Below are 23,665 nucleotides of genomic sequence, written 5' to 3'. Positions count from 1 at the left end.
ATTGATGAAGACGATTCAAAAAATGGGCTTTATGCCAATCCTGCTTACGATGCCAGCCTTGGGCGTCCTATTGGCTGTATTCGGCATACCCTTAATCCTCCTATTTCTAACTAGCATGAATGCACCTGCGCTTTCGCTCGTCAATTATGTGGGATTTTTCGAACAGCGATCATACATCGCGATTCTGTTGCTGACCCTCGAAATAAGCGCGGTAGCCACGGCGATCTGTTTGCTTATCGGCTACCCGACGGCCTACCTAATTGCAGTTTCTGGCAGAGCACGACCAGTCCTTATGGTGCTGGTCTTCCTGACTTGGCTAACAAGCGCTCTGGTTCGCACATACGCATGGACGGTTGTTCTAGGAGACAATGGCCTAATCAACCGCCTGTTGCTAAATGTCGGTCTTATCGACAGTCCGCTGCCACTTATTTACAATCGTTTTGCCGTCTATGTCGGTATGGTCCACATCATGCTGCCGATGATGATCTTACCAATAATTAGTGTCATGATGAGCATTGACAGCTCGTTGATGGCAGCGGCCCGTAGCATGGGCGCCAAACCTTTCACCGCCTTTTTGCGCGTGTACTTTCCACTGAGCATCCCGGGAATTCGAAGTGGTAGCATACTGGTCTTTGTTGTTTGTCTCGGTTTCTACATCACGCCGCAAGCGCTTGGCGGCTTGGGCGATACGATGCTCTCAGCCCTCATCAATTCGCAGCTCACGACCTCTTTGGATCTAGCGCCCACAGCTGCCGCATCCTTCATATTATTGGCAATCACAGTCGTGGTTCTGTTAGCGGTAGGTGTCAACCTCGCCGGTGCGCACAGCCAAGCTGGATCATCTGAGTTAAAGCTACGACCAGACCGACTGCGGGTATTGACCAGAGCAATTCGGTATCTTAACGAGTTTGTCTTACCGCGTCGGGCACGGCGGTGGACGGCGAAGCTCTATCAAACTCAACATTACACTTCCTTGCCGAAAATTGTCGGAGCAATATTCATCGCAATTGTGATGTTCTACCTGCTTTTGCCCGGCGTGATCGTCATCATAATTTCGTTTAATTCGGGAGAGTTCCTTGAGTTTCCTCCCCAGGAAGTTTCTCTCAGGTGGTATTATTCTTTCTTTTCCGACCCTTCCTGGATAGCAGCTACATGGAACAGCTTTCAATTTGGTTTGATAGTTAGTGGTTTATCTACCATCATCGGCACTATGGCTGCTTTTGGGCTCAGCCGCTGCTCGTCCGGCCTGCGTTCAAGCCTGACAATGGTCATCCTGACGCCTATCACCATTCCAGTTATTGTCGTCGGCGTAGCGGTCTATCTCGGGTTAGCAAAACTTGGATTGATTGGGACAAGTACCGGCATCATCTTAGGTCATACAATTGGTGCCATCGGTTATGTCGTCGTAATTGTAATGGCCACTCTCTCCGGATTCGACCGGACGTTAGAACAGGCGGCCATGAGCATGCGTGCCGGACCCATTCGGACCTTCATGCGAGTGACACTGCCCCTGATACGCTCTGGCATAATTGGCGGTGCCTTGTTCGCATTCCTTGCTTCCTTCGATGAAGTTATCGTAACCTCGTTTGTCGGCGGCTATGCAATCCCGACCTTGCCATTGAAGATGCTGGAAAACCTGAAGCAGCAGGTTGATCCAACGATCGCTGCTGTGGGATCATTGCTGACGCTTCTGCCCATTGTTTGGCTGGTAGTTCTCTATTTTACCTTGTGGCGAACCCAGGGCACCTTGCGGAAGCCTGCCATGAATCCGACTTAAGGGTCCACTCGCAGTAGGATCAGTCTGAATGCGAAAGCGAAACTACCGGTCCCATTGTAAGAATGGGACCGGTTACTTCTGGTTCGTTGAACAGTCTCAGCGACAAATACTGAACTTACCAGCAGTGGCCAGGTCTCATGGGCTGATCCGGGCGGGTCCTGGACGCATTATTTTATCTGACACGTTCGTTATTTAGAGAAAGGCGTTCGAAACCAACCCTAGATGGTTTCTTCGTGAGTGCGTATCTCCGTCCTCCTCGGAAGTCTTATTTGAGCAAGCCTCGGAAGGTCAGTCTAGGGCGAACCTCTTCAGGTACCGACTTACGGTCCTCCACTCGTCTGTTTAAATTTTCCGACGAGGGATGGATGCAGCGTATGTGTTCATCGATGATAGATAGCTATCGACGCGTTTAAGTTCTTCAAGCGCGGTCTTGCGGTCATGGCTTGCCAGAAGCCCGCAAAGGACCTCCGAAATTGCCAAGGCGGGTGTGAGTGTGTGGAAAAAGGTGTGGCTCTCGGTCGGGAAAAGAACCGCGTGCTCCGCGATCGTTACGAGAGGCGAAACCTCACTGTCTGTGATCGCGACGACTCCCATTCCTCTTTCTAGAGCTGTCTCCGCAATCTCCAAGGTGTAACGGGAGTACGGGTTTATGGATACCGCAAGCAGAACATCGTCGGCGGTCGCGCGAATAAGCGCATCGCCGCCCGTACCGGCGGGACCATCAAGATGCACGGTCTTTTCGCCCAACAATGTCATCACATAGTGAAAGTGCCAAGCTACCGAATGGCAAGACCGAAGCCCGAGAACGTAAATCTTGCGGGCTCTAGCTAACCGATCGGCAAACTGGCTCAGCCTGGAAAGCGTCTCAGGTTCACAAAGCCGGTCGATCTGGGCCGAGAGGGTCTTGAGCATTCGATACGCCAGACCCTCACCATTCGTTCCGGCTTCGTCTCTTTGCATCGCGCGGGCGGCAAACCCGTCCGCACTAACCCGAATAACGTCAGCGTGCTGGCCGCGAAGGTCTTCGTATCCGGAAAAACCAAGGAACTTTGCGAGGCGCGTCATGGTGGACGGCTGAACCCCCGCATTGCGGGCCAACTCCCGCATGGAAACAAGTGCTACCTCCTGCGGATGTTCGAGAATGTGGCGCGCTGCCTGCTGTAACTGCTCAGACATATCGTCAAACCGCTCAATGATATGGGCGTGGAGAGGACCCTTTTGCAACACTTGCCTCACAATGGCTACGATAAATCAGTTGGACCCTCTCTGGGCCCAAAAGTCAAACTGAGCGAATCCGGTCGTCACAGAATCGCCGTGATCCCCAGTTGTTCGGATCGAAAACAAATGCATCAGGCATCGCTATCATAAAACGATTGTTGCAATTTTCTGCGAAAACTGCAAATCAATAGACATGAAGCACCGGCGCGTCGGCCACAATCAGCCCGAGATCAGTATGACCAAAATCCTTCATCGTTCGATCGGTACAATTTTGCCCAGAGCCGTCGCCGGCGAAGGAATTCACATCACGGACAGCGAAGGCCGAAGCTATATCGATGGCTCAGGGGGCGCGGCTGTGAGCTGCCTTGGTCACAACCATCCAGAGGTGCTCGACGCGATGAAGGCGCAGATGGGCAGGATCGCCTATGCGCATACCTCATTCTTCACGACGGATGTCGCTGAAGAGCTTGCTGAGCAGCTTGTGGAGCTTGCGCCGAAGGGCCTCGATTATGTTTACCTGGTCTCCGGCGGTTCGGAAGCCGTCGAGGCAGCCTTGAAGATGGCGCGCCAATATTTTGTGGAAATCGGCCAGCCTCAGCGACGCCACATCATCGCGCGCCGGCAGAGCTATCACGGAAACACGATCGGCGCCCTAGCAGCTGGTGGAAATGCGTGGCGACGCGCGCAGTTCAAGCCCATCTTGCCGGAGACCCATCATGTTTCTCCTTGCTACGCCTATCGCGATATGCAGCCAGGCGAAACAGCTGAAGCCTATGCCGATCGACTGGCTGCCGAACTCGAGGCTAAGATCGTCGAACTGGGGACCGACAAGGTCATGGCGTTCGTGGCTGAAACCGTGGTCGGGGCGACTCTCGGCGCAGTAGGGCCTGTCGCGGACTACTTCAAGCGCGTCAGGCAGGTCTGTGACAAGTATGGCATCCTGCTGATCCTCGACGAAGTAATGTGCGGCATGGGTCGCACTGGTACGATTTTTGCGCTGGAACAGGAAGGGATAGTTCCCGATCTGTTGACGATTGCCAAGGGCTTGGGCGGCGGTTTTCAGCCGATTGGCGCAGTGCTCCTATCTGAAAAGATCTATCGTTCGTTTGCGGATGGATCGGGTCTGTTCCAGCACGGACATACCTACATCGGTCATCCCATTGCTGCGGCCGCGGCCAACAAGGTGGTTGAGATCCTCAAACGTCCGGATGTGATGGCCAACGTCATTACGATGGGCGACCGGCTCCAGGCGGGACTTGACGCCGCACTTGGTCAATCGCCCCACGTTGGCGACGTTCGTGGTCGCGGCCTTTTTCGAGGTGTGGAAATTGTGGCGGACAAGGATACGAAACAACCCTTTGACCCCGCCCGCAGAATACACTCCAAGATCAAGAAGGAAGCGATGCACCGAGGTCTGATGTGCTACCCGATGGGTGGCACCATTGACGGGGTCCATGGCGACCATGTGCTGCTCGCACCTCCATACATCACTCAGCCCGAGGAGATCGACATGATCGTGGAGCGGCTCGCTGCGGCAATCAATGCCGCCATCGCAGCCTGAGGCGTTGCCATGAGTATTTCACGTAAGACGAAATTTCCTTGTCCGCCGATAGCCGATGAAAACTGGCCTCCCGAAATTGCGGATATGAGGACAGGATTTGCAGGAGCACTCAATGTCTATCGCACCATGGCTCATCATCCGGCCTTGTTGAAGGCATGGGCTCCACTTCGTCAGCATATCGTCAAAGACAGCGCTTTGGGGGCAGTTCGGTCGGAACTCGTAATCTTGCGCACGGCCCATCGTATGGGCTCAGCATATGAATGGGCTCACCACGTAAGTCGCGCTCGTGCCTTGGGCATTTCTGACGAACGAATTCGCGATATGCGGGCATCTCCCGTTGGAGAGGACGGCATAATTGCGCAGGCTGTTGATGCCCTCTTCGATTCAGGGCGCGTGCCCTCAGATATTGAGTGCGCAATCTCATCAGCTATGGGGAAACAAGCAATATTCGACCTGATGGCGACTGTCGGATTCTATTCCGTGCTCGGCTACATATTGATGACGTTCGATACTCCGATCGACGAAGGCGTTGCTGATGAGATCGCAACGCAACCGATCTGAATTGTTGAACCGCAGGTGGGGGTAAATGTGAAAAAAGAACTGCACTTTGAGCTGACCGAGTTTCAAGCTCGTATCAGCGCCGTCAAAAAAGAGATGGCGCACAGAGGGAAAGACATTCTCCTCCTGTCCGAGCCCCCTAACCAAAACTATCTCACCGGCTACAATGCCTACTCATTCTACACGCCTCAAATGGTGATCGTTGCTCAAGATCGCGCCGAACCTATCTGGGTCGGCCGCTTCATGGATCGAGTTTCGGCCACCATGACAACCTATCTCGCGGAAGACAACATCCGCGCCTATTCCGACACCTACGTTCAATCCACCACCCTTTCAGCCTATGATTTCATGGCTGATATCGTAAAGGAAGTAGGGGGGGAAACTGCACGCATCGGGGTGGAGACGGGAGGATATTACTATCCCGCCCGTGGGCATGCTGATCTCACCCGCGCCTTACCCAATGCAGAATTCGTGGACGCTGACCTTCTCGTTGGGTGGATTCGCCTGGTGAAGAGCACGGCTGAGGTCGCCATCATGCGCCAAGCTGGTCAACTTGCCGACGTCGCGATGAAGCGCGTCATCGATATGGTCGAAGCCGGCGTACGTGAATGCGACATTGCGGCTGCAATCTATCACCAACAAGTATCCGGGACGCCAGAGTTTGGCGGCGACTATCCGTGCTGCCCTCCTGATCTTTGCATCGGCGAGCGGTCGATCGCCCCCCACGCGGCCTGGACGGACGACCCTCTGCCGGAGTCCACGGTCGTCAATCTGGAACTGTCAGGATGCAGACATCGATACCAAGTTAATCTCGCTCGTACAATTGTCGTCGGCAAGCCGTCTCCATCTTTCCAGGATCTATCGGAAATAGCGGTCGAAGCATTGAATGTCGGCCTGGAGGCGGTCCGTCCGGCAGAACGTGTTCGGAGGTTGAAAGCGACTTCAGACACGCCCTTGCCCGCCACGGCATTGAGAAGGAATCCCGCATCGGTTACCCAACCGGCATTGGTTTCCCTCCTGCGTCAGGCGAGCGCACAGCAAGCATACGTAAGGGCGATGAAACGATACTCAAGCCCGGCATGGTGTTCCACATGATGCCCGGCCTTTGGCTCGGCAATGTCGGTATTACGATCACGCAAAGCTTTGCGGTTTCTGACACTGGTTTCGAGCCTTTAACGGCAACGCCCCGCAAATTGTTCGTCAAATAGAGGTCGAGTTTCATTATGAACGCGCTAACCAACGACCTGATTTCTGAAGCCGAGCGTGAAGCGGTCGTGCAGATGCGGCACGTTATGCATCGGGAGCCTGAGCTTTCGAATAATGAATGGAAAACCCAGAAGCGGATTATCGAAACCTTGGCACGGTTTGGTTTGACCGAGGTGAAGACGTTTCACAAGACGGGGGTCTACGTTGACATTGAGGGCTCAGCCCCGGGTGCCAATCGTTCGATCGCGCTACGTGGCGACATTGATGCTCTTCCGATCCAGGAAGCCCGCGATGATCTGACTTACCAGTCACAAGTGCCGGGTGTTATGCACGCGTGCGGTCACGACATGCACGGGTCTATCGCCCTGGGTACCGCCCTTGCGTTTCATCGTATGCGTGAGAATTTCTCCGGGAGGATGCGCGTATTCTTCCAGCCGGCCGAAGAAGCGGAGCCGTTGGGCGGCAGGACAGTTGTGGAAGAGAACTTGCTCGCCGGATTTGACGCGGCAGTTGGCTTTCATGTCCGCACCGACATTCCCGCCGGCTCGTATGGCGCACGCGCGGGAGCAGTGACAAAATCCGCCGACCAGTTTTCTGTCGAGTTCACCGGCACGATGGCACATGGTGCCAACCCTCATCTCGGCGTGGATGCCATTGCTATAGCCGGTGCCTTTATCAACGAAGTACAGAAGGTCGTGTCGCGGGAAATGCCGGTTGACGATGGGGCCATTGTGACTATTGGAACCATCCGTGGTGGCGAGGCGACGAACATCATTTGCCCTTCGGTTATGATGACAGGAACGATCCGAACAAGCAGTGCCGAACGGCGAGAGCTGTTAACTCAGCGCGTGCGCCAGATCGCTGACGGTATCGCGGCGGTACACAGGGGGCGAGCGGAATTTAGCTCTCACGCCGGTGAGCCTCCAGTAGTGAACGATGGTGCGATGGTCGCCCTATTCCGACAGGTCGTCGTGCAATCCGAAGGCGAGGAAAGGTATATCGAAGGCTCAGCCAGTTCCGGTAGTGACGACTTCGGCTTCTACTCCGGTTGTCTCCCATCGATCTATTTCTGGTTCGGCAGTAAGGAACCTGGGAACGAATCAGGCGTGCACACGCCGACCTTCGGAGTATCCGACGAAACTCTAATTCCGACGACAGAATTAGCAATCCGATACTGTTGGGAACTCTTGCATTCCTGAACACACTACCCGTCTCCGCCAAGAAGAGCGCCGCGGGAGTGCCGCGCTGCAAGACAAGTCCAGGCGTTTAGTGTCGTCGAGTGAATTATCGTCTGGACCATCGGGAAAGCTCGAAGCTGATCAGCGATTAGCTGCAATACCCCAACAGCCGATAAAGGAGTCAATTCGTGCCATCGCATATCAGTGCCATCCTTGGAATTCTTGAACTCGACGAGGGTTTGCAGCCCGACAGTCATTCCTATCCCCCACGCGATGGGTCCTTGGTGAACCCTGCAACATTTGGCCTGCCCATAATAACGGAGATGGTCGAAGGCGCGTTGGCAGAGACTGTCATTCGAGGAGAGCCTCTGCTTGAAAGAGCCTGTGTGGCCGCTGCCCAGCGGCTAGTTGATAGAGGAGCCAGCGTTATATCGGCTGATTGCGGCTTTTTGATTCGTCATCAGGCAGCAATTTCTGCTGCAGTGAATGTGCCAGTGGTAACCTCAAGCCTGCTCTTCATCCCGACGCTGCTCCGCCAATTAGCACATGGAAAGAAACTCGCCATCCTAACAGCTGACTCACGATATTGCAGCGAAGACCTATTTGGCATCCAACATGTGGACGATCGCAAGCGTGTTATTGTCGGCGGGATCGAGGGTGGAGTGTACACGTGCAACGCCTTGTCCCACCCTTTCGTCAGAACTGAAGTCGATCAGATCGAACACGAGGTCGGCGACTGCGTCGACCGCCTCCGTGCCAAGCATCCCGAAATTTCCACGTTACTGCTCGAGTGCACTGGGTTTCCCATCGTCGCGAAAGCTCTTCGGCGAAGAACGGGATTGCCCACCTACGACATTACGGATCTTTGTAGATTGACGCTTTCCACGGTGGCACTCCCACAATGAAGTCGAAGCATTGTGGCTTCTTCGGCGAAGGATATGGTAATGACCGCTGAAACGCTTCGGTTTGAACTGGCCGAATATAACATGCGCCTGGAGAAGGCGCGCAACGCAATGGAGCAGGCGGGGGTAGATCTGTTGGTCGTTACCGATCCTGCCAACATGCACTGGCTTACCGGCTACGACGGATGCTCCTATTACGTGCCTCAGTGTGTCGTTGTGACGAAAAGCGATGATCCGTTGTGGTTTGGGCGACGGATGGATGCAAATGGTTGTCGCCGCACCGCTTATATCAGCGAGGATAGGATCAGGTGGTACGGTGATGAATACGTACAATCCGACACCCTCCACGCAATGTCCGCTCTGGGGTCGATTATCGCCGATGAAGGGTATGGCTCGTCGATTATCGGTGTTGAGAAAGACAGCTCCTGCTTTTCTGCTGCATCCTTCGAGGCGCTTGCTGCGTCGTTGCCTAACGCAAGATTTCAGAAGGCCGATAGGCTGATAAATTGGCAGCGGTTGGTGAAATCACCTCGAGAGATCGATTATATGCGAGGTGCGGGGAAAATCGTTGAGGCGATGTATCAACGGGTTTCGGAAGTGTTGCGTCCTGGGATCAAGCAGTCTGACGTGATTGCCGAGCTTTCCTATGTGGCAACACGCGGCGTCGATGGCTACTGGGGCGATTATCCTGCCTGCGTGCCGAACCTGGGCGCGGGTGCGGACGCGTCGGCACCGCACCTTACCTGGACTGACCTGCCGATACGAGGCAACGAAGCCATATTTTTCGAGATGGCCGGCGTGCATAAACGCTACCATTGCCCGCTCTCAAGGACATTCTATCTTGGAAAGCCGACCGCTCAGATCTTAGACGCTGAAGCAGCAGTTTTGGACGGCATGCAAGCAGGTCTTGAGAAGGCGGTAGCCGGCAATTGCTGCGAGGACATCGCCAAAGCCTATTCGGGTGCCTTGGCGCGGTACGGTTTCGAGAAGACGAGCCGATCCGGTTACCCGATCGGCATCGGCTACCCTCCGGCGTGGGGAGAAAACTCTGCAAGCTTCCGAGAGGGCGACAAGACGGAACTGCGGCCAGGCATGGCGTTCCACTTCATGTCAGGGTTGTGGTATGGCGACTGGGGCATAGAGATTACGGAGAGCTTCGTTGTCACCGAAGGTGACGTAGAGTTTCTCTCGAGCGTTCCTCGTAAGCTGCTCGTTATAGATTGAAATGGCGTGTCGAAGGTCCAAGGATCAAGACTAGCTGTTTGCTTTCGATGACGCCAAGACTTGGGTGTCTTTGGCGCGCAAGGTCGACTAGCGCGTCGTTGTGCCCACCAGGCGCAACGACCAATGTCACCGCCACACTTGTATTAGAAAATGCTGCGTCACCTTGCTGATCGGATGTGGCCACACCTTCTCGAGCACGGCGATCAAGCCGTAACTCAGCATTGACGAGTTCTTTTCGTAAAAAATGACCACACACACAAAGCAACTCGCCATACGCCAACCAACTGGGTGACGGACTTCACGGGCCGACTATCCGCAAAAAGGGTCTGCCCGTCTGTTGAAATGAATGTTTCAGTATGCAAAGTAATGGGACATATAAGTCATCGATTGAGCCGAGGAGACATCGCATGACAATCACTAGCCAGAATCAAGTCGGTTCGCCGAACGGCTCCGATCCGCGTTTTCCGCCGAGAACTGCTGAGGGAGTACACGGACAGCAATCAGTCTTCAGTTTGGACCTCACTGCAAAAGCTGACGGCAAGAACAAGCTTGGCGAATTAACCTCAGTTTATGTGTCCGCACTTGACGGCGTGAGGATCGCCCTAGATGTCACCCGTCCGATAGGTGACACCGCCGACACCAAACGCGACACCGTCCTGGTGATGACGTGCTATGGGCGGGGCAAGAAGGACGATCCCGTCAAACTGCATAATTGAGGGAGATTATGGATAAGACTTATGAGAACCCGCAAGCAGCTCTCAAAGGCCTGCTGTTCGACGGGATGTTCATTGCGGCTGGCGGGTTTGGCCTCTGCGGTATCCCGGAGCTGTTGATCGATGCAATCCGTGAGGCCGGTACGAAGGACCTGACGATTGCTTCCAACAACTGCGGCGTCGACGACTTCGGTCTCGGCGTGCTGCTGAAGACCCGACAGATCGGGAAGATGATTTCGTCCTATGTTGGCGAGAACGCCGAGTTCATGCGGCAGTATCTGAGCGGCGAACTGAAGCTGGAGTTCAATCCGCAAGGGACGCTCGCCGAACGCATGCGCGCAGGCGGAGCGGGGATTGCCGGATTCTACACCAGGACTGGCGTAGGCACGGTCGTTGCCGAGGGCAAGGAGTCGAAGACCTTCAAGGGGGAGACCTATGTGCTCGAGACCGGCATCGTCGCCGATCTCTCGATCGTCAAGGCCTGGAAGGCAGACACGACAGGCAATCTCGTTTTCCGCAAGACGGCCCGCAACTTCAACCCGCCAGCCGCCACCTGCGGGAGGATCTGCGTCGCCGAAGTCGAGGAAATCGTGCCGGCCGGCAGTCTCGATCCCGATCAGATTCATCTGCCGGGGATCTACGTTCACCGCCTGATCCAGGGTCGGCACGAAAAACGCATCGAACAGCGCACGACGCGCGCAGCAGCTTGAGGAGGCTTTAGATGCCTTGGGACAGAAACCAGATGGCAGCACGGGCTGCACGTGAACTGGAAGATGGAACCTATGTCAATCTCGGCATCGGCATTCCGACACTGGTCGCCAATCACATTCCCGTTGGGGTGCATGTGACGCTGCAATCTGAGAACGGCCTGCTCGGCATCGGTCCGTTTCCGACCGAAGACAAAATCGACGCCGACCTGATTAATGCCGGCAAACAGACGGTGACGGCACTGCCGCATTCGGCCTTCTTCGACTCGGCGCAAAGCTTCGCGATGATCCGCGGCGGCAAGATCGCCATGGCCATCCTCGGCGCCATGGAGGTGGCCGAAAACGGTGACCTTGCCAACTGGATGATCCCCGGCAAACTGGTCAAGGGCATGGGCGGCGCGATGGATCTGGTCGCGGGCGTCAAGCGCGTCGTCGTCGTGATGGACCATACCAACAAGGCGGGCGAATCCAAGGTGCTGAAGGCCTGCACGCTGCCGCTCACCGGCAAAGGCGTGGTTGACCGGATCATCACCAACTTTGGCGTTCTCGACGTCGTCGACGGTGGCCTGAAGCTGGTGGAGCTCGCCGATGGGGTGAGCGATAGCGAATTGCGCGCGGCAACGGACGCCACGATCATCAACTGATCCGGAGCTTGTCGGGTAGATCCCGAACCCGATTGGATCATCAACAGCGGAGGAGCTGCCATGAGCATCCCATCCATCGTTATCGCCAGCGCGGCCCGCACCGCGGTTGGTTCGTTCAACGGTTCGTTTGCCAATACGCCAGCGCATGAACTCGGCGCCGCCGTCATCAAGGGCGTGCTTGAGCGCGCCGGTGTCGATGCGAAAGAAGTCGACGAGGTGATCCTCGGCCAGGTGCTTGCGGCGGGCGAGGGCCAGAACCCGGCCCGCCAGGCTGCCATGAAGGCCGGCATTCCGCTGGAAGCAACCGCCTGGGGCATGAACCAGCTCTGCGGATCGGGCCTGCGCGCCGTCGCACTCGGCATGCAGCAGATCGCCACCGGCGACGCAAAGATCATCGTGGCCGGCGGCATGGAATCGATGTCGATGGCGCCGCATTGCGCGCATCTGCGCGGCGGCGTGAAGATGGGCGACTTCAAGATGGTCGACACCATGATCAAAGATGGTCTGACGGATGCGTTCTACGGCTACCACATGGGGACGACCGCAGAGAACGTCGCCAAAAAATGGCAGCTGACCCGCGAGGACCAGGATTTATTAGCGCTCGGTTCGCAGAACAAGGCCGAAGCTGCACAGAAGGCCGGCCGCTTTGCCGACGAAATCATTCCCTTCATCGTTAAGGGGCGCAAGGGCGACGTCACCGTCGACCAGGACGAATATATCCGCCATGGCGCAACGCTGGAATCGATGACCAAGCTGCGCCCGGCGTTCGACAAGGAAGGCACCGTCACCGCCGCCAATGCATCGGGCTTGAACGACGGCGCGGCTGCGACCCTTCTGATGAGCGAGGCCGAAGCTAGCCGTCGCGGCATCCAGCCCCTGGCGCGCATCGTGTCCTGGGCAACGGCCGGCGTCGATCCGCAAATCATGGGCACAGGCCCCATTCCGGCATCTCGCAAGGCGTTGGAAAAGGCTGGCTGGACTATTGCCGATGTCGAGCTTGTCGAAGCTAACGAGGCATTCGCGGCACAGGCCTGCGCCGTCAACAAGGACCTTGGCTGGGATACGTCGATCGTCAACGTCAACGGCGGTGCGATTGCCATCGGTCACCCGATCGGTGCCTCCGGCGCCCGCATCCTCAACACGCTGCTGTTCGAGATGAAACGCCGCGGCGTGTCCAAGGGCCTTGCCACTCTGTGCATTGGCGGCGGCATGGGCATCGCGATGTGCATCGAAGGGATCTGAAAGGAGGGTGCGTCATGGCCGGGGCCGAGTTCCGTCTTTGCGATGTATCGCTTGACCGGTCGTCCGGTGGCCAGGACGCGCGAGTTGAACGGGAACAGGCGATCGCCATCATTGATCTCCTCGAATGCAACACGTTCATCCCTGTCGGGCACAGGGGCGGCCCCTATGGTCTCAAGATCGAGACCGCAGACGGACGGTTGGCACTGCACGTTACCGACGACAACGGCGTGCATGTCGTTAGCCATTATCTCTCGCTCACGCCGTTCCGGCGGCTGCTCAAGGACTATACCCGCATCTGCGAAAGCTATTACGACGCTATGTGCCGGCCGGGACCTGAGCGGCTGGAGGCAATCGATATGGGTCGCCGTGGCATCCACAACGAAGCGGCTGAGCTGTTGAGAGAGCGTCTCTCCGCCAAGGTCAGCATCGACAAGGACACGGCGCGTCGCCTGTTCACGCTGGTTTATGCGCTCCTCGTCCGCAATGCCGAACATAGAATTCTCTCGAGTTGAACAGCTATTAGATCGCTGCCGCTGACGGATGGTGGTCGGCGCCCCGGTCAATAACCCTGGAAGGAAGTACCAAGTGCATGCAACGTCACCGCAGCCGACGTGGGTCGGCAAACATCAGGCTCGAACCGATACTTCTCAAGCTGTGAGGCGCGCGTGATGCAGGTCAGTTCCGCAGGCTTCTTGGAAAGCGTCGACCAGAACTTCCGCCATGCCATGTCCTTTCTTGATCTGCCCGAAGGACTGGCAGAGCGGATCATCCAGTGCAACTCGACCTACACGGTCCGCTTCGGTGTGCGCCTGCGCGGGCGCATGTACAGCTTCATCGGCTGGCGCTCGGTCCACAGCGAGCATTGCGAACCTGTGAAGGGCGGCATTCGCTATGCGTCCAATGCCGATGCCGAGGAGGTCGAGGCGCTCGCTGCATTGATGACGCTAAAGTGCTCGCTCGTCGATGTGCCCTTCGGCGGCTCCAAGGGTGCGCTGAAGATCGATCCGCGCGAATGGACGCCGCAGGAACTCGAGCGCATCACCCGCCGCTTTACCCAGGAACTGAACAAGCGCGGTCTGATCGGTCCTGGCGTCAACGTTCCGGCTCCCGATATCGGAACCGGCGAGCGGGAAATGGCCTGGATGATGGACGAATTCCGTCGCGCCAATCCGACCGACGTCGTCAATGCGCGCGCCTGCGTCACCGGAAAACCCTTGTCCAAGGGTGGTATTGCCGGTCGGACGGAGGCCACGGGCCGGGGCGTGCAATTCGCCATCCAGAGCTATCTTCGCGACACCCGCACGGCCGGGCTCGATGGCCGGCGCGATCTCAAAGGCGCATCGGTCATCGTCCAGGGCTTCGGCAATGTCGGCTATCACGCTGCCAAGTTCCTGTCCGAAGAGGACGGGGCACGCGTCACCGTTGTTGCTGAACGCGACGGCTATGTAGCCAATCCCGAAGGCCTTTCAATCGAGGCACTCAAGCAGCACCAGATCCGTACCGGCAGCGTTCTCGGCTTCGAAGGCGCCGAGTCCTTTGCCGGCGATATGACCGGCATCGAACAGCGCTGCGACGTTCTCATTCCCGCTGCGATGGAAAATGCCATTCATGCTGAGAACGCGGAACGCATCAAGGCACACTTGGTCGTGGAGGCGGCCAATGGTCCTGTGACCTTCGAGGCGGATAAGATCCTCCGTTCCCGCGGCGTCACCATTCTTCCCGATCTCTACGTCAATGCCGGCGGCGTGGTCGTCAGCTATTTCGAGTGGGTGAAGAACCTGACGCATATTCCGTTCGGGCTGATGGAGCGGCGGCGGCGGGAACGGCGCAATCAGACGATAGCCGCAGCGCTTGAACGGATGACTGGCAAGGAGTTTCCCGCCGATATCCGCGACGAGTTCCTGGAAGGCGGCGCTGAGATCGACCTTGTTCGCTCCGGCCTCGAAGACGTCATGCGCAGCACCTGGTTGAACATCGCCGATCTGCGTGAGGTACAGCCGGAGCTCGGCGACTACAGGACTGCCGCCTATGTGGCGTCAATTCGCAGGATTGCGGCCGCCTACGAGGCCATAGGGATTTGAGTGCCTTGCGAGAAGGTGGGTGCATTTAGCTGAGGTCACGGTCCCCTCCCATTGACCGTGACATTTGCGCGGCGCGCCCTGCCGGTCCAACTCCCGACCGGCAGGGCTGAGGGTATCGACCCAACGCCGCTATGAGTTCGGGTCATGTGGCAAACGCTTCGACGCCTTGAGCGTACTGCAGGCTTCGGCGGCCTTTGAACAACTGCAGCCGTGGGCCGACAAACGCCCGCGGCTCTGACCGGGTCCAGATTTGCAAGTGGGGCCACTAGGGATTCATGCGCCGCTAACTGGCTCGGCTCAGTCGGGACGTGCGCCGAGGCCCTGCATTAGGTTGCCCTTAGTTTGGATTTCAGAGCGGCCATGGGCCCGCAATCTTGGGCACGGACGAAACGGATTAGCTTGGCCACGTCGTCTCTCAGCGATTGGACGAGCTTTTCAAGGCGAGTACTTTCCTCGTGCTAGCGTGGTGCCACGTCTTCTAAGCCTTAGCGATCATGACCGCCAACGATCTCGTCCGACTGGTCATCCTAAATCTCTAGATGGAGCATGCAGCTTAGGCTCATAAGGTCCTCACATCTCCTAAGATTGTTGGCGTTGCTCCTTTTAACAAAAAGCCCACGGGTGGCAGAGGCCAGTGGGTTCGGAACTGAGGCGACGGCGGCTAACAACGCGAAAGGACCTGACTTTGAGAGTTGAGACAGTTGACGCATTTCTGCCTTGTGTGTACCAGTTGGCGCATGAAGCCGATGCAGGATAGCGGCCTGAATAGAGGGAGGGAATCGCCCGTGTCTTGGGCGCGCCCGGGAGCGTTCTCGTTGGGCTACGTGCGCCTTGCCATCGCGTAGCGGCGCAGAAACACCGGCGGAACCACAACACCACAACATGAAAAGCAATTTCTCCAGCCGCAGCATTTTGAAGGGACGCGCAGGCGCACCTCACTTGGTACTTGTCTGCCGCCTTGGGGGCGAGCGCCCCCTTGGCCCAGTCATTCAATAGTTTGCAGCGACTCACGGAAAACAGAGGCCTCATATGTCCAAAAATCACATCTCCCGCGTCCGCGCCAAGGGCGACGCCTTCTCGGTCGGCTTCACGCTCGGTCAGGCCAGTGCCGCTGGGTTTCGGGAGCGCGCGCTGGGTACCGAGCACTTTCGAGCCCTCGATGCCCGTTGGCGGGGATCGGAATATCTGAAGACACTGGAATCCGCGGCCCGCGCGGCCTATCCCCGCTACATGCACGAGATCGAGGGAATTGCTGCGGGCGCCGGGCAGGATTTCGAGACGGTCTTTCTCTGGAACTGCCGGGCCAACCTACGTCTGCCCGAGGACGTCTCCCCGGCGACGAAGGCCGTCGCCGCCACGGGCTGCACCTCCTTGTTAATTCCGGCGGAAGGCAACGGCCCAGCGGTTATCGCCCACAACGAGGACGACGCGTCGGAGTTTCTCGGCGCCTGTCTCTGGGTCGAAGTGGAGCCCGACGAGGGCCTGGCTTGGAGCGGCTTCACGACTCCCGGCGTGCTGCCGGGGAGCGCATTCGGCCTGAACGAGGCCGGGCTCGTTCAGACGATCAACAACATCACCCCCAACGATCTTCAGCCCGGCGTGCCGCGGTCTATCATCTGCCGCGCGATACTCGATGCGAGAGGGCTGGACGAAGCAGTCGAGATTCTGAGGCGAAAGGACCGGGCCAGCGGTTTCCATCACAATCTCGGGGAGGCGAAGACCCGTCGGCTCGTCTCTGTCGAGGCGCCGGCCTCAGGCTGCGCCGTTCGTGAGATCGCCTCGCCTCGAGCTCACGCCAATCACCTGCTTTGCCGGGAGTTCGACGGCCTGAAGCAGACGATCAACCTCTCTTCGCGCGACCGGCAGGAGGCGGCGGACCGAATGATCGCGGAAGGCGTCCTTGCCGGAGGTGCGGAGGCGGTGCTCTTCGATGAGACCACCCCGATCTACAAGAACCGACAGGAGGACGGCTCCCAGACGCTGGCCACGAGCGTCTTTGCCATTTTCACTGACCGGGTCGAATGGCGCGTGCACGCTGCTCGCGACGAGCTAGACACGTTGGGCGGCACGATGCGCGTGGTGTAGTGCGGCGTAACGACTTTTGAGCGGGGTAAGAGCCTTCTCTGAGAGGCCGCGGGGGCGCGAGCGTTATGCGACAGCACCAGGGGATTTGCGTGATCAGACGTTGTCTCGGGCCTACAATCGCCGTGAATACATGTATCGGGAGAGAACTGCATGAGCTCTGAAGCACCATTGCATGTCCACAGCAGCATAGGCTTCGGGATCGCCACCCCCGTGCCCTCGGCCACGGCCGCAGCAAACGCTATGAGGCTACAGGGCGGCAGCGTCTTCGACATGTATCTTGCCGCCCTAGCCTGCGCTTGGGTCGCGGATCCGGCCAACTGCAGCCCTTTTGGCCGCATGCAAGGCGTTTTCTCCGTGGCCGGCGAAGTCGGATGTCTAAATGCTCCGACTGCGATCCGGAGCGTGCCGGAATCGACTGTGCCTATTCCGGGCAATATAGCCGCGTGGTTCTTCTTCAAACGTAGCGGCCGACTGCGCCTTCCAGTGCGTGCTCTGCTCGCCCCTGCTACCGCGCTTGCCCAACAAGGATTTGCACCCACCATGGGCTTGAAGATTGCTATCGAAAGCGAGGGCCCTGCATTGGGTGAACCGCTCAAGGCTATTTATCTGGATGAAACCAGTGCGCCTCGCGAATGCGTCCGAAATCCGGAACTCGCAAATCTACTTCAGATCCTGGCGGAATCTGAAAGCGAGGATGATTTTTGGCGCACTCTGCGAGCGAGGAACCCTGGACCTTGGCGCCCAGAAGAAACTCTCGGCAACCCCGTCCGTCAGCGAGCTCCACGCACGCTCGACCTTGACCCCGACGGGCCGCCTCAGCGCCTCCTCACGACTGGAGCTATCGAGACCTGGGGGACGTGGACCTTGCTTGGCGCGGCGGTGACCGTCGAACTCCGCCGACGCCGCGAGCTGAGTGATTTTTCCCGGGCCATGGAGGCCTATGTCCTGTCCCTTATCCTCTTGCTTGATCAGATACCTTTCGCAGTCGGCACCCTCGAACCCAAGATCGCGCGTCCTTCCGTCGAACTCGATATTTCGTCGGAAGCCACGGCGATTGCAGAACGCGTTATCCGGCTGCTAGATGCGCCTGTCGAAGCGCTGTGGAAGGACTTAAGATCGACCTACTTCCACGGACCGGCCAGTTGGACCGATGACGCCAACACCAATCATTTCGCCATTGCTTCGGGCGACGATTTCCTATCGTTCACAACCTCGATCGGCCCCTGGTTTGGCTCGAAGCTGTCTTGGTGGGGCGCGGCGCTGGGCTTTAGCTACGCAATGAGATCAAATTCGCGCTACGAAGGCCAGACACACGATGTCACCGAAATGTCGCCACTCATTCTCGAAGAGGCCGGCAGGCCCATGCTCGCCATTGGTTCGGCCGGGAGCGAGCGCATTCTGGGTTCTCTCACCTATCTGCTGTTCCTGAGGTTTGGCCTTGGCTTTGGCGACGACATGGCGGATTTGATGGGGAAGCCCCGCGTCTTCCCAAAAGACGGCAAGCTCCGCATGCACCCAGATTTTTGGCCCGATGCGCGCGCGCATCTTGAGGCTCGAGGCTTTGAGATCTCGCCGACGGCGTACGAACCCTACACCCACGTGGGAATGGTGAATGCCGTGGAGCGTCTCGACAACCGTTGGTTTAAGAGCGGAGCCGACCCGTCGAGCTCAGGCAGCGCGCTTTGAGCGCCCAACAGCGCGGGTGGCCCCGGGTCGAACCGAAGAGATGCGACGGGCATCACGCCCAGACGTTCGTTGAACCCGCTCGACTCTAAATGAAGCTCCTCCGATGACCGGCTCTGAAAGCGAAGATCCGGAGCTCGGTCATCGAACCTCTGGGGGACAATATACACGAGTGGTGGGAAGTGCTGCGTAGGCCATCGCGCGGTCATTCTGGGGACGCAATCGAGATCAAATGCAGAGCAAATCCGGCATCTATTTCGGAAGCCGCCGTGGCGATGTTCGAGATGTTGAATGATCCTGGACGGTGCTCCAGATCGAGCCACTAGAGTCCTGATTCAGGTTTAGCGACACCTCCTGGCATAGTTTCCGCTCTGAGCGCTTGCCCCAGAAGAAGGCGACAGTCAGCCTCCGCCAGTCCGGGAACGATCGAACCTCGGCCCGTGTAGCTGTAGAAGCCCTGATGGTCTACACGACGCCCTTACCAGCTCGTCTATGTGGGCGACAGCGTCGGAATGGTTTTCCATGTATGCCGATCACACTCGTATCATGCTCGCCATGATGACATATATGGTATGCGGTGCGCCGCAGGCTGGAATGCACTTAAAAAGAGCGAATGCTCCATGAGGGCGATCGTTGGCATTGACCCAAGGATATTATTAGCATCCACATTATAGCGTTGTTTTCATTGCTAAAAATCAAAGTTCCATAAGATAGATTATGCAACTTTAACGTGTAGGAGCTAAGTTAAAATGTCCGGGTTTGGCAAAGTAGGAATGTCGCTCCTGCTTGTGCGCTGCCAATCTCTCCGCCTCCGACGGTGCGGGAGATTGCAACTTGGGACTTGTTCTGATGAGCGAACGCGAGCTGAAGCGTATCGAGGTTTTGTCGAAGGTCATTGAACGACGCATCTCCACTGCGTCGGGCGGGAAGATCCTGGGGCTCACGGTTCGCCAGACCCAACGATTATTGAGGACATTCCAAGACGACGGTGCCGCGGCTCTCCGGCACAAGGCGCGCGGCAGATGTTCGAACAATCGCATCGTCGATAACGTTCGCGACTTCGTCCTGGAGCTCATCCGCGAACACTATGTCGACTTTGGTCCGACGCTTGTCCGCGAGAAGCTGCTCGAGCGACACCAGATAGCGGTCAGCAAAGAGACGCTGCGCAAATGGATGACCGAAGCCGCCATTTGGACATCGCGACGTGAGCGTAAGAAGCAGCTTCACCAGCCACGGGGCCGGCGCGACTGCCTCGGCGAGTTGGTGCAGATCGACGGCTCGCACCATTGGTGGTTCGAGAACCGCGGTCCCAAGTGCGCCCTGCTCGTCTACATCGATGACGCGACCGGCAAGCTGCTGCATCTCCGTTTCGCCGGTTCCGAGAACACGTTCGATTACCTGATCGCCACCAAGGCCTATTTGCAGGAATGGGGCAAGCCGATCTCATTCTACAGCGACAAGCATGGCGTCTTCCGCACGGCGCATGGGTCGGAGAAGGATCGAACGACCGGCCTGACGCAATTCGGCCGTGCGCTCTACGAGCTGAACATCGACATCATCTGCGCCAACACCCCACAGGCCAAAGGCCGTGTCGAGCGGGCCAACCAGACGCTGCAGGACCGACTTGTGAAGGAGCTGCGCCTGCGCAACATCAGCACGATCGAGGCGGCGAACGCCTACGCGGCCGAGTTCGCTGCTGACTTCAATGTCCGCTTCGGCAAAGAGCCGCGTAATCCCAAGGACGTGCATCGTCTCCTCGCGGACCATGAGAAACTGGACAGCGCCATGTGCCGAAAGGAGTTCCGCACGCTGTCGCAGGCTCTGACGCTGCGCTATGACAAGGTGCTGTTCATCCTCGACCCGAGTGCCTTTGCGAAGACTCTGATCGGCAAGAAGGTGGTCGTCTGCGACTATCCTGACGGTCGGCTTGAGATCATGGAGGGCAGCACGTCCCTGCCCTACAGGACATTCGACAAGCTGTGCTCGGTTCACAGATCGGAGATTGTCGAGAACAAGCGCCTGGACGAAGCGCTGGCGATGGTCGCCGAGATGCAGGCCGGCCGGGATTTGCAGCGCAGCCAGCACGGACCACGGCGAACCGGGCAGACGAACCACATGTTCGGCATCCCGGATGGCAGCCAGAGCAACGGCTATGTGAAGCTGGGCGCAAGCCTGGCCGAAGGACGGATTTCATGAACGATCCCGCTGTGATCGCCCGACGAGAACAGGCGCTGGCAAAGCTGGAAGCTGCGGAATAGGCGTCGCTGTTAGACTGGATCAGCTAGCACTGGGCGTGTTAGTTAGCTGACGGTTCGCTCAAAAAACAACAAATTGGCCGCCCCCTTTGAGAAGCCGAGCTTTGAATAGAACGGAACCAAATTGTCCGGGCAGTAGAGCTCAAAGCTGGTAACCCGTCCCAGCGTCGGGTGTGTCACGACCCGGTCCAATATCGCTTCTCCGATTCCCCGCCCACGATAAGCTTCATGGACGATCACATCGAATATGAACGCTTTGAAGGTGTAGTCGGTCAGAACTCTTGTGAAACCTATCAACTTTCCTTCGGCCGAGCAGCACCCCAAGCTCAGGTCTGAATGCCTGACCATCGACATGACATCCTCGAATGTTCGGCCTTTGGTCCACCATTCCCTTCTGTAGAGGTCGTAGAGTTCGTCCTGCCGTGCGCCCTCGAAGACTTCGATCCAATCAATTTGCATAGCGAGTCCGACCGTTAGCCGGGATCATCCTGATCATTTCCATCGCCAACCTCTTTAACGTTCCCCGCCACGATATTCCATCCACCCACCATCGAGAACTGCGAGCAACTGCCATCAAGCATGGCGCCAAATCGCGCGCCTTCACGCCGAATGAACCAAAGCCTCACTCCCAGATCTTGTTTTCACAGCGTTAAGTTTACGGTGCCGTCGGCGCAATCTCACATTTAAGTGCAGTGCGACAGATGGCCTGCAAGCTCCTCGAACGAGAAGTTGCCATCAAAGCTGACAGGCCGGAACAATCGCGAAGTGGGGCCGTCTCGGTGAGTGGTCATGATTCAATTAGTCCCATCCTCGACCTTCTGGATATGGGCGGATATCGCGGCGCCCGACTCTGATTTCATCATAGAGGGCGGCGGCGCGCCTCGCCTTTCATGGGATTGGTTCTGTCCTAAGGGCGCGGCTGATCGGGGCACCGACCATGCTTGCCTGTCTCGCCTTGCCTCAAGCTGCAAGCGTGTTCTCTACAAGCTTCACCCAGAACGACGTCCCGTAGAGAACCGCCTGATCATTGAAGTCATATGCCGCGTGGTGCAAACCGGCGCTGTCGCCATTGCCGCACCAGATGAAAGCACCCGGTCGGTCCTGCGCCAAGTCGGAAAAATCTTCCCCACCCAGTATCGGCGGTGTCTCGACCACGTTGTCGTCACCGGCCACATCCCTGGCGACATTCATCGCAAGCTCGGTCGGCACGGGATGATTGAAAACAGCGGCATTGCTGCCCTCGATCTTCAAATCGATCTTCGCGCCAGTAACCTGGGCGATGCCGGCAACCACCTCAGCGATCCGTTTCTTGACCAGCTGACGAACCTCCGGAGTTAGAGCGCGCATGCTGCCTCGCAACTCTGCTGTCTGCGCAATCACTCGCTGCGTGGTGCCGGAATGGAATTCGTTAAACGAAATCGCCGCCGATTCCAAGGGATCGACGTTCTGCGTCACGATTTGCTGCAGGGCGGTGATCAGCTGCGCGCCGGCTAGCATCGCGTCGATGCATTTATGCGGTGTCCCGGGATGGCCGCCGCGGCCTTCGATTGTGATCTCGATACCATCCGTTGCTGCCATCACCGGGCCTTGCCGGATGCCAAAGGCCCCAATCGGCATGCCCGGAAGGTTGTGCATGCCATAGACTTGCTCGATATCAAAACGGTCCATCAGGCCGTCCTCGATCATCGCTTGCGCGCCCGTACCGATCTCTTCCGCAGGTTGGAAGATCAACACCGCCGTACCGGCGAAATTCCGGGTTTCGGCAAGGTAGCGCGCCGCGCCCAACAGCATCGCGGTATGGCCGTCATGACCGCATGCATGCATGAAGTCCTTGTTCTTGGAGGCATAGGGCAGACCGGTCGACTCCTCGATCGGCAGCGCATCCATGTCAGCCCGCAACCCGATCATCTTGAGGTTGCCATTGGTCACGGTTTTCGCACCCTTGATGACGCCCACGACACCGGTCTTGCCAATGCCGGTCACTACCTCGTCGCAACCAAATTCGCGCAGGCGCTCAGCGACGAAGGCGGAAGTGCGGTGTTCATCGAAGCCCAGTTCTGGATGTGCGTGGATGTCGCGGCGCCAGGCTGTGATTTCATCATAGAGGTCGGCGACGCGATTGAGGACTGGCATGTGAATTCCCTTCTTGCGATACGCTAGGTTGGATGGTGTCGAGCCTTTGGCGATTCTACGAATGAAAATTAGAAGCGGTGTCGTGTGGCTCCGCTGGTGCGATAAACCGAAGGGGGACTATTCCGCAGGTCCATAGTTCACAGTTCACGTCACTCGTTCGAAACGGGCGCCAGCGGATCAAAGCGAGCAGCAGGCGCGGCACCGTAAACTTAACGCTGTGAAAACAAGATCTGGGAGTGAGGCTTTGGTTCATTCGGCGTGAAGGCGCGCGATTTGGCGCCATGCTTGATGGCAGTTGCTCGCAGTTCTCGATGGTGGGTGGATGGAATATCGTGGCGGGGAACGTTAAAGAGGTTGGCGATCGGGTCGTGGACGGAAACGAAACGCTGAAGATGTCGCGCTGACTTGAAGCGCTTCATGATCCTCTCCCGCCGTCGGATGGGTTGATGAGAGTTCTCCGCCCGATTGTTCAGGCCCTTGTGCGAGCGATGCTATGCT

At 57.5% G+C, this 23,665-nt stretch carries 17 protein-coding genes and 4 pseudogenes; 17 read left to right on the top strand and 4 right to left on the bottom strand.

Annotated features, from left to right (window positions below; genetic code table 11):
* Positions 1 to 4 precede the first annotated feature (4 nt).
* Positions 5 to 1,777: an ABC transporter permease subunit gene (locus tag AC1D05_RS24095; protein ID WP_477444239.1), complete on the top strand. Its 1,773-nt coding sequence runs from the start codon at positions 5 to 7 to the stop codon at positions 1,775 to 1,777.
* A gap of 342 nt (positions 1,778 to 2,119) precedes the next feature.
* Here AC1D05_RS24095 and AC1D05_RS24090 read toward each other — a convergent pair whose 3' ends face one another.
* Positions 2,120 to 3,004, bottom strand: coding sequence for a MurR/RpiR family transcriptional regulator (locus AC1D05_RS24090; RefSeq protein ID WP_477444238.1), 885 nt, complete (start codon positions 3,002 to 3,004; stop codon positions 2,120 to 2,122).
* A 226-nt stretch (positions 3,005 to 3,230) separates the two neighbouring features.
* Between AC1D05_RS24090 and AC1D05_RS24085 the strand changes: the two genes are divergently transcribed.
* The 15 genes and pseudogenes from AC1D05_RS24085 to AC1D05_RS24015 all read left to right on the top strand — a co-directional run bounded on the left by AC1D05_RS24085 (position 3,231) and on the right by AC1D05_RS24015 (position 21,037).
* Positions 3,231 to 4,556, top strand: coding sequence for an aspartate aminotransferase family protein (locus AC1D05_RS24085; protein WP_477444237.1), 1,326 nt, complete (start codon positions 3,231 to 3,233; stop codon positions 4,554 to 4,556).
* Between the two features lie 9 nt (positions 4,557 to 4,565).
* Positions 4,566 to 5,117, top strand: coding sequence for a carboxymuconolactone decarboxylase family protein (locus AC1D05_RS24080; protein WP_477444236.1), 552 nt, complete (start codon positions 4,566 to 4,568; stop codon positions 5,115 to 5,117).
* A 93-nt stretch (positions 5,118 to 5,210) separates the two neighbouring features.
* Positions 5,211 to 6,322, top strand: a pseudogene (locus AC1D05_RS24075) (M24 family metallopeptidase).
* A 15-nt stretch (positions 6,323 to 6,337) separates the two neighbouring features.
* The gene (locus AC1D05_RS24070) at positions 6,338 to 7,519 is read left to right on the top strand and encodes a M20 family metallopeptidase (RefSeq protein ID WP_477444235.1); all 1,182 of its coding nucleotides are present in this window, start codon (positions 6,338 to 6,340) and stop codon (positions 7,517 to 7,519) included.
* A 167-nt stretch (positions 7,520 to 7,686) separates the two neighbouring features.
* Positions 7,687 to 8,403, top strand: a complete 717-nt coding sequence (locus AC1D05_RS24065) for an aspartate/glutamate racemase family protein (protein WP_477444234.1) — start codon at positions 7,687 to 7,689, stop codon at positions 8,401 to 8,403.
* Between the two features lie 39 nt (positions 8,404 to 8,442).
* Complete coding sequence (locus tag AC1D05_RS24060; protein WP_477444233.1) at positions 8,443 to 9,624, top strand: M24 family metallopeptidase; 1,182 nt, start codon at positions 8,443 to 8,445, stop codon at positions 9,622 to 9,624.
* Between the two features lie 407 nt (positions 9,625 to 10,031).
* A complete protein-coding gene (locus AC1D05_RS24055) occupies positions 10,032 to 10,340 on the top strand; it encodes a hypothetical protein (RefSeq protein WP_477444232.1) in 309 nt (102 codons plus the stop codon).
* Between the two features lie 8 nt (positions 10,341 to 10,348).
* On the top strand, positions 10,349 to 11,047 hold the full coding sequence (locus tag AC1D05_RS24050) for a CoA transferase subunit A (RefSeq protein WP_477444231.1): 699 nt from the start codon (positions 10,349 to 10,351) through the stop codon (positions 11,045 to 11,047).
* A gap of 11 nt (positions 11,048 to 11,058) precedes the next feature.
* The gene (locus AC1D05_RS24045; protein WP_477444230.1) at positions 11,059 to 11,688 is read left to right on the top strand and encodes a 3-oxoacid CoA-transferase subunit B; all 630 of its coding nucleotides are present in this window, start codon (positions 11,059 to 11,061) and stop codon (positions 11,686 to 11,688) included.
* Positions 11,689 to 11,748: 60 nt separating this feature from the next.
* Complete coding sequence (locus AC1D05_RS24040; RefSeq protein ID WP_477444229.1) at positions 11,749 to 12,930, top strand: acetyl-CoA C-acetyltransferase; 1,182 nt, start codon at positions 11,749 to 11,751, stop codon at positions 12,928 to 12,930.
* A gap of 14 nt (positions 12,931 to 12,944) precedes the next feature.
* Positions 12,945 to 13,442 carry a UPF0262 family protein gene (locus AC1D05_RS24035; RefSeq protein WP_477444228.1) on the top strand — a complete coding sequence of 166 codons (498 nt, stop codon included), beginning with the start codon at positions 12,945 to 12,947 and terminating at the stop codon, positions 13,440 to 13,442.
* Between the two features lie 156 nt (positions 13,443 to 13,598).
* Positions 13,599 to 15,011: a Glu/Leu/Phe/Val family dehydrogenase gene (locus AC1D05_RS24030; RefSeq protein WP_477444227.1), complete on the top strand. Its 1,413-nt coding sequence runs from the start codon at positions 13,599 to 13,601 to the stop codon at positions 15,009 to 15,011.
* A 1,029-nt stretch (positions 15,012 to 16,040) separates the two neighbouring features.
* A complete protein-coding gene (locus AC1D05_RS24025) occupies positions 16,041 to 17,096 on the top strand; it encodes a C45 family autoproteolytic acyltransferase/hydolase (protein ID WP_477444226.1) in 1,056 nt (351 codons plus the stop codon).
* Positions 17,097 to 17,246: 150 nt separating this feature from the next.
* Positions 17,247 to 18,782: a gamma-glutamyltransferase gene (locus AC1D05_RS24020; protein ID WP_477444225.1), complete on the top strand. Its 1,536-nt coding sequence runs from the start codon at positions 17,247 to 17,249 to the stop codon at positions 18,780 to 18,782.
* Between the two features lie 846 nt (positions 18,783 to 19,628).
* Positions 19,629 to 21,037 (top strand): annotated as a pseudogene (locus tag AC1D05_RS24015) (ISNCY family transposase).
* A gap of 42 nt (positions 21,038 to 21,079) precedes the next feature.
* Here AC1D05_RS24015 and AC1D05_RS24010 read toward each other — a convergent pair.
* Positions 21,080 to 21,493, bottom strand: coding sequence for a GNAT family N-acetyltransferase (locus AC1D05_RS24010; protein ID WP_477444224.1), 414 nt, complete (start codon positions 21,491 to 21,493; stop codon positions 21,080 to 21,082).
* 41 nt (positions 21,494 to 21,534) lie between these two features.
* On the opposite strand from AC1D05_RS24010, the pseudogene AC1D05_RS24005 reads away from it, so the two are divergent.
* A pseudogene (locus tag AC1D05_RS24005) lies at positions 21,535 to 21,647 on the top strand (IS6 family transposase); the annotation flags it as partial.
* Positions 21,648 to 21,994: 347 nt separating this feature from the next.
* Here AC1D05_RS24005 and AC1D05_RS24000 read toward each other — a convergent pair.
* Both AC1D05_RS24000 and AC1D05_RS23995 read right to left on the bottom strand, forming a co-directional pair.
* Positions 21,995 to 23,167 carry a M20 aminoacylase family protein gene (locus tag AC1D05_RS24000; RefSeq protein WP_477444223.1) on the bottom strand — a complete coding sequence of 391 codons (1,173 nt, stop codon included), beginning with the start codon at positions 23,165 to 23,167 and terminating at the stop codon, positions 21,995 to 21,997.
* Between the two features lie 249 nt (positions 23,168 to 23,416).
* A pseudogene (locus tag AC1D05_RS23995) lies at positions 23,417 to 23,658 on the bottom strand (DDE-type integrase/transposase/recombinase); the annotation flags it as partial.
* Positions 23,659 to 23,665: the final 7 nt, after the last annotated feature.

The sequence above is a fragment of the Mesorhizobium sp. P2_E9 genome (assembly GCF_056403815.1).
The sequence above is the reverse complement of the archived record's forward strand: the minus strand, read 5'-3'. Positions and strand labels throughout refer to the sequence as shown.

Coding starts and splice junctions, on each gene's coding strand:
- AC1D05_RS24095 (WP_477444239.1), top strand. CDS start 5: ATGAAGACGATTCAAAAAATGGGCTTTATGCCAATCCTGCTTACGATG.
- AC1D05_RS24085 (WP_477444237.1), top strand. CDS start 3,231: ATGACCAAAATCCTTCATCGTTCGATCGGTACAATTTTGCCCAGAGCC.
- AC1D05_RS24080 (WP_477444236.1), top strand. CDS start 4,566: ATGAGTATTTCACGTAAGACGAAATTTCCTTGTCCGCCGATAGCCGAT.
- AC1D05_RS24070 (WP_477444235.1), top strand. CDS start 6,338: ATGAACGCGCTAACCAACGACCTGATTTCTGAAGCCGAGCGTGAAGCG.
- AC1D05_RS24060 (WP_477444233.1), top strand. CDS start 8,443: ATGACCGCTGAAACGCTTCGGTTTGAACTGGCCGAATATAACATGCGC.
- AC1D05_RS24055 (WP_477444232.1), top strand. CDS start 10,032: ATGACAATCACTAGCCAGAATCAAGTCGGTTCGCCGAACGGCTCCGAT.
- AC1D05_RS24050 (WP_477444231.1), top strand. CDS start 10,349: ATGGATAAGACTTATGAGAACCCGCAAGCAGCTCTCAAAGGCCTGCTG.
- AC1D05_RS24045 (WP_477444230.1), top strand. CDS start 11,059: ATGCCTTGGGACAGAAACCAGATGGCAGCACGGGCTGCACGTGAACTG.
- AC1D05_RS24040 (WP_477444229.1), top strand. CDS start 11,749: ATGAGCATCCCATCCATCGTTATCGCCAGCGCGGCCCGCACCGCGGTT.
- AC1D05_RS24035 (WP_477444228.1), top strand. CDS start 12,945: ATGGCCGGGGCCGAGTTCCGTCTTTGCGATGTATCGCTTGACCGGTCG.
- AC1D05_RS24030 (WP_477444227.1), top strand. CDS start 13,599: ATGCAGGTCAGTTCCGCAGGCTTCTTGGAAAGCGTCGACCAGAACTTC.
- AC1D05_RS24025 (WP_477444226.1), top strand. CDS start 16,041: ATGTCCAAAAATCACATCTCCCGCGTCCGCGCCAAGGGCGACGCCTTC.
- AC1D05_RS24020 (WP_477444225.1), top strand. CDS start 17,247: ATGAGCTCTGAAGCACCATTGCATGTCCACAGCAGCATAGGCTTCGGG.
- AC1D05_RS24010 (WP_477444224.1), bottom strand. CDS start 21,493: ATGCAAATTGATTGGATCGAAGTCTTCGAGGGCGCACGGCAGGACGAA.
- AC1D05_RS24000 (WP_477444223.1), bottom strand. CDS start 23,167: ATGCCAGTCCTCAATCGCGTCGCCGACCTCTATGATGAAATCACAGCC.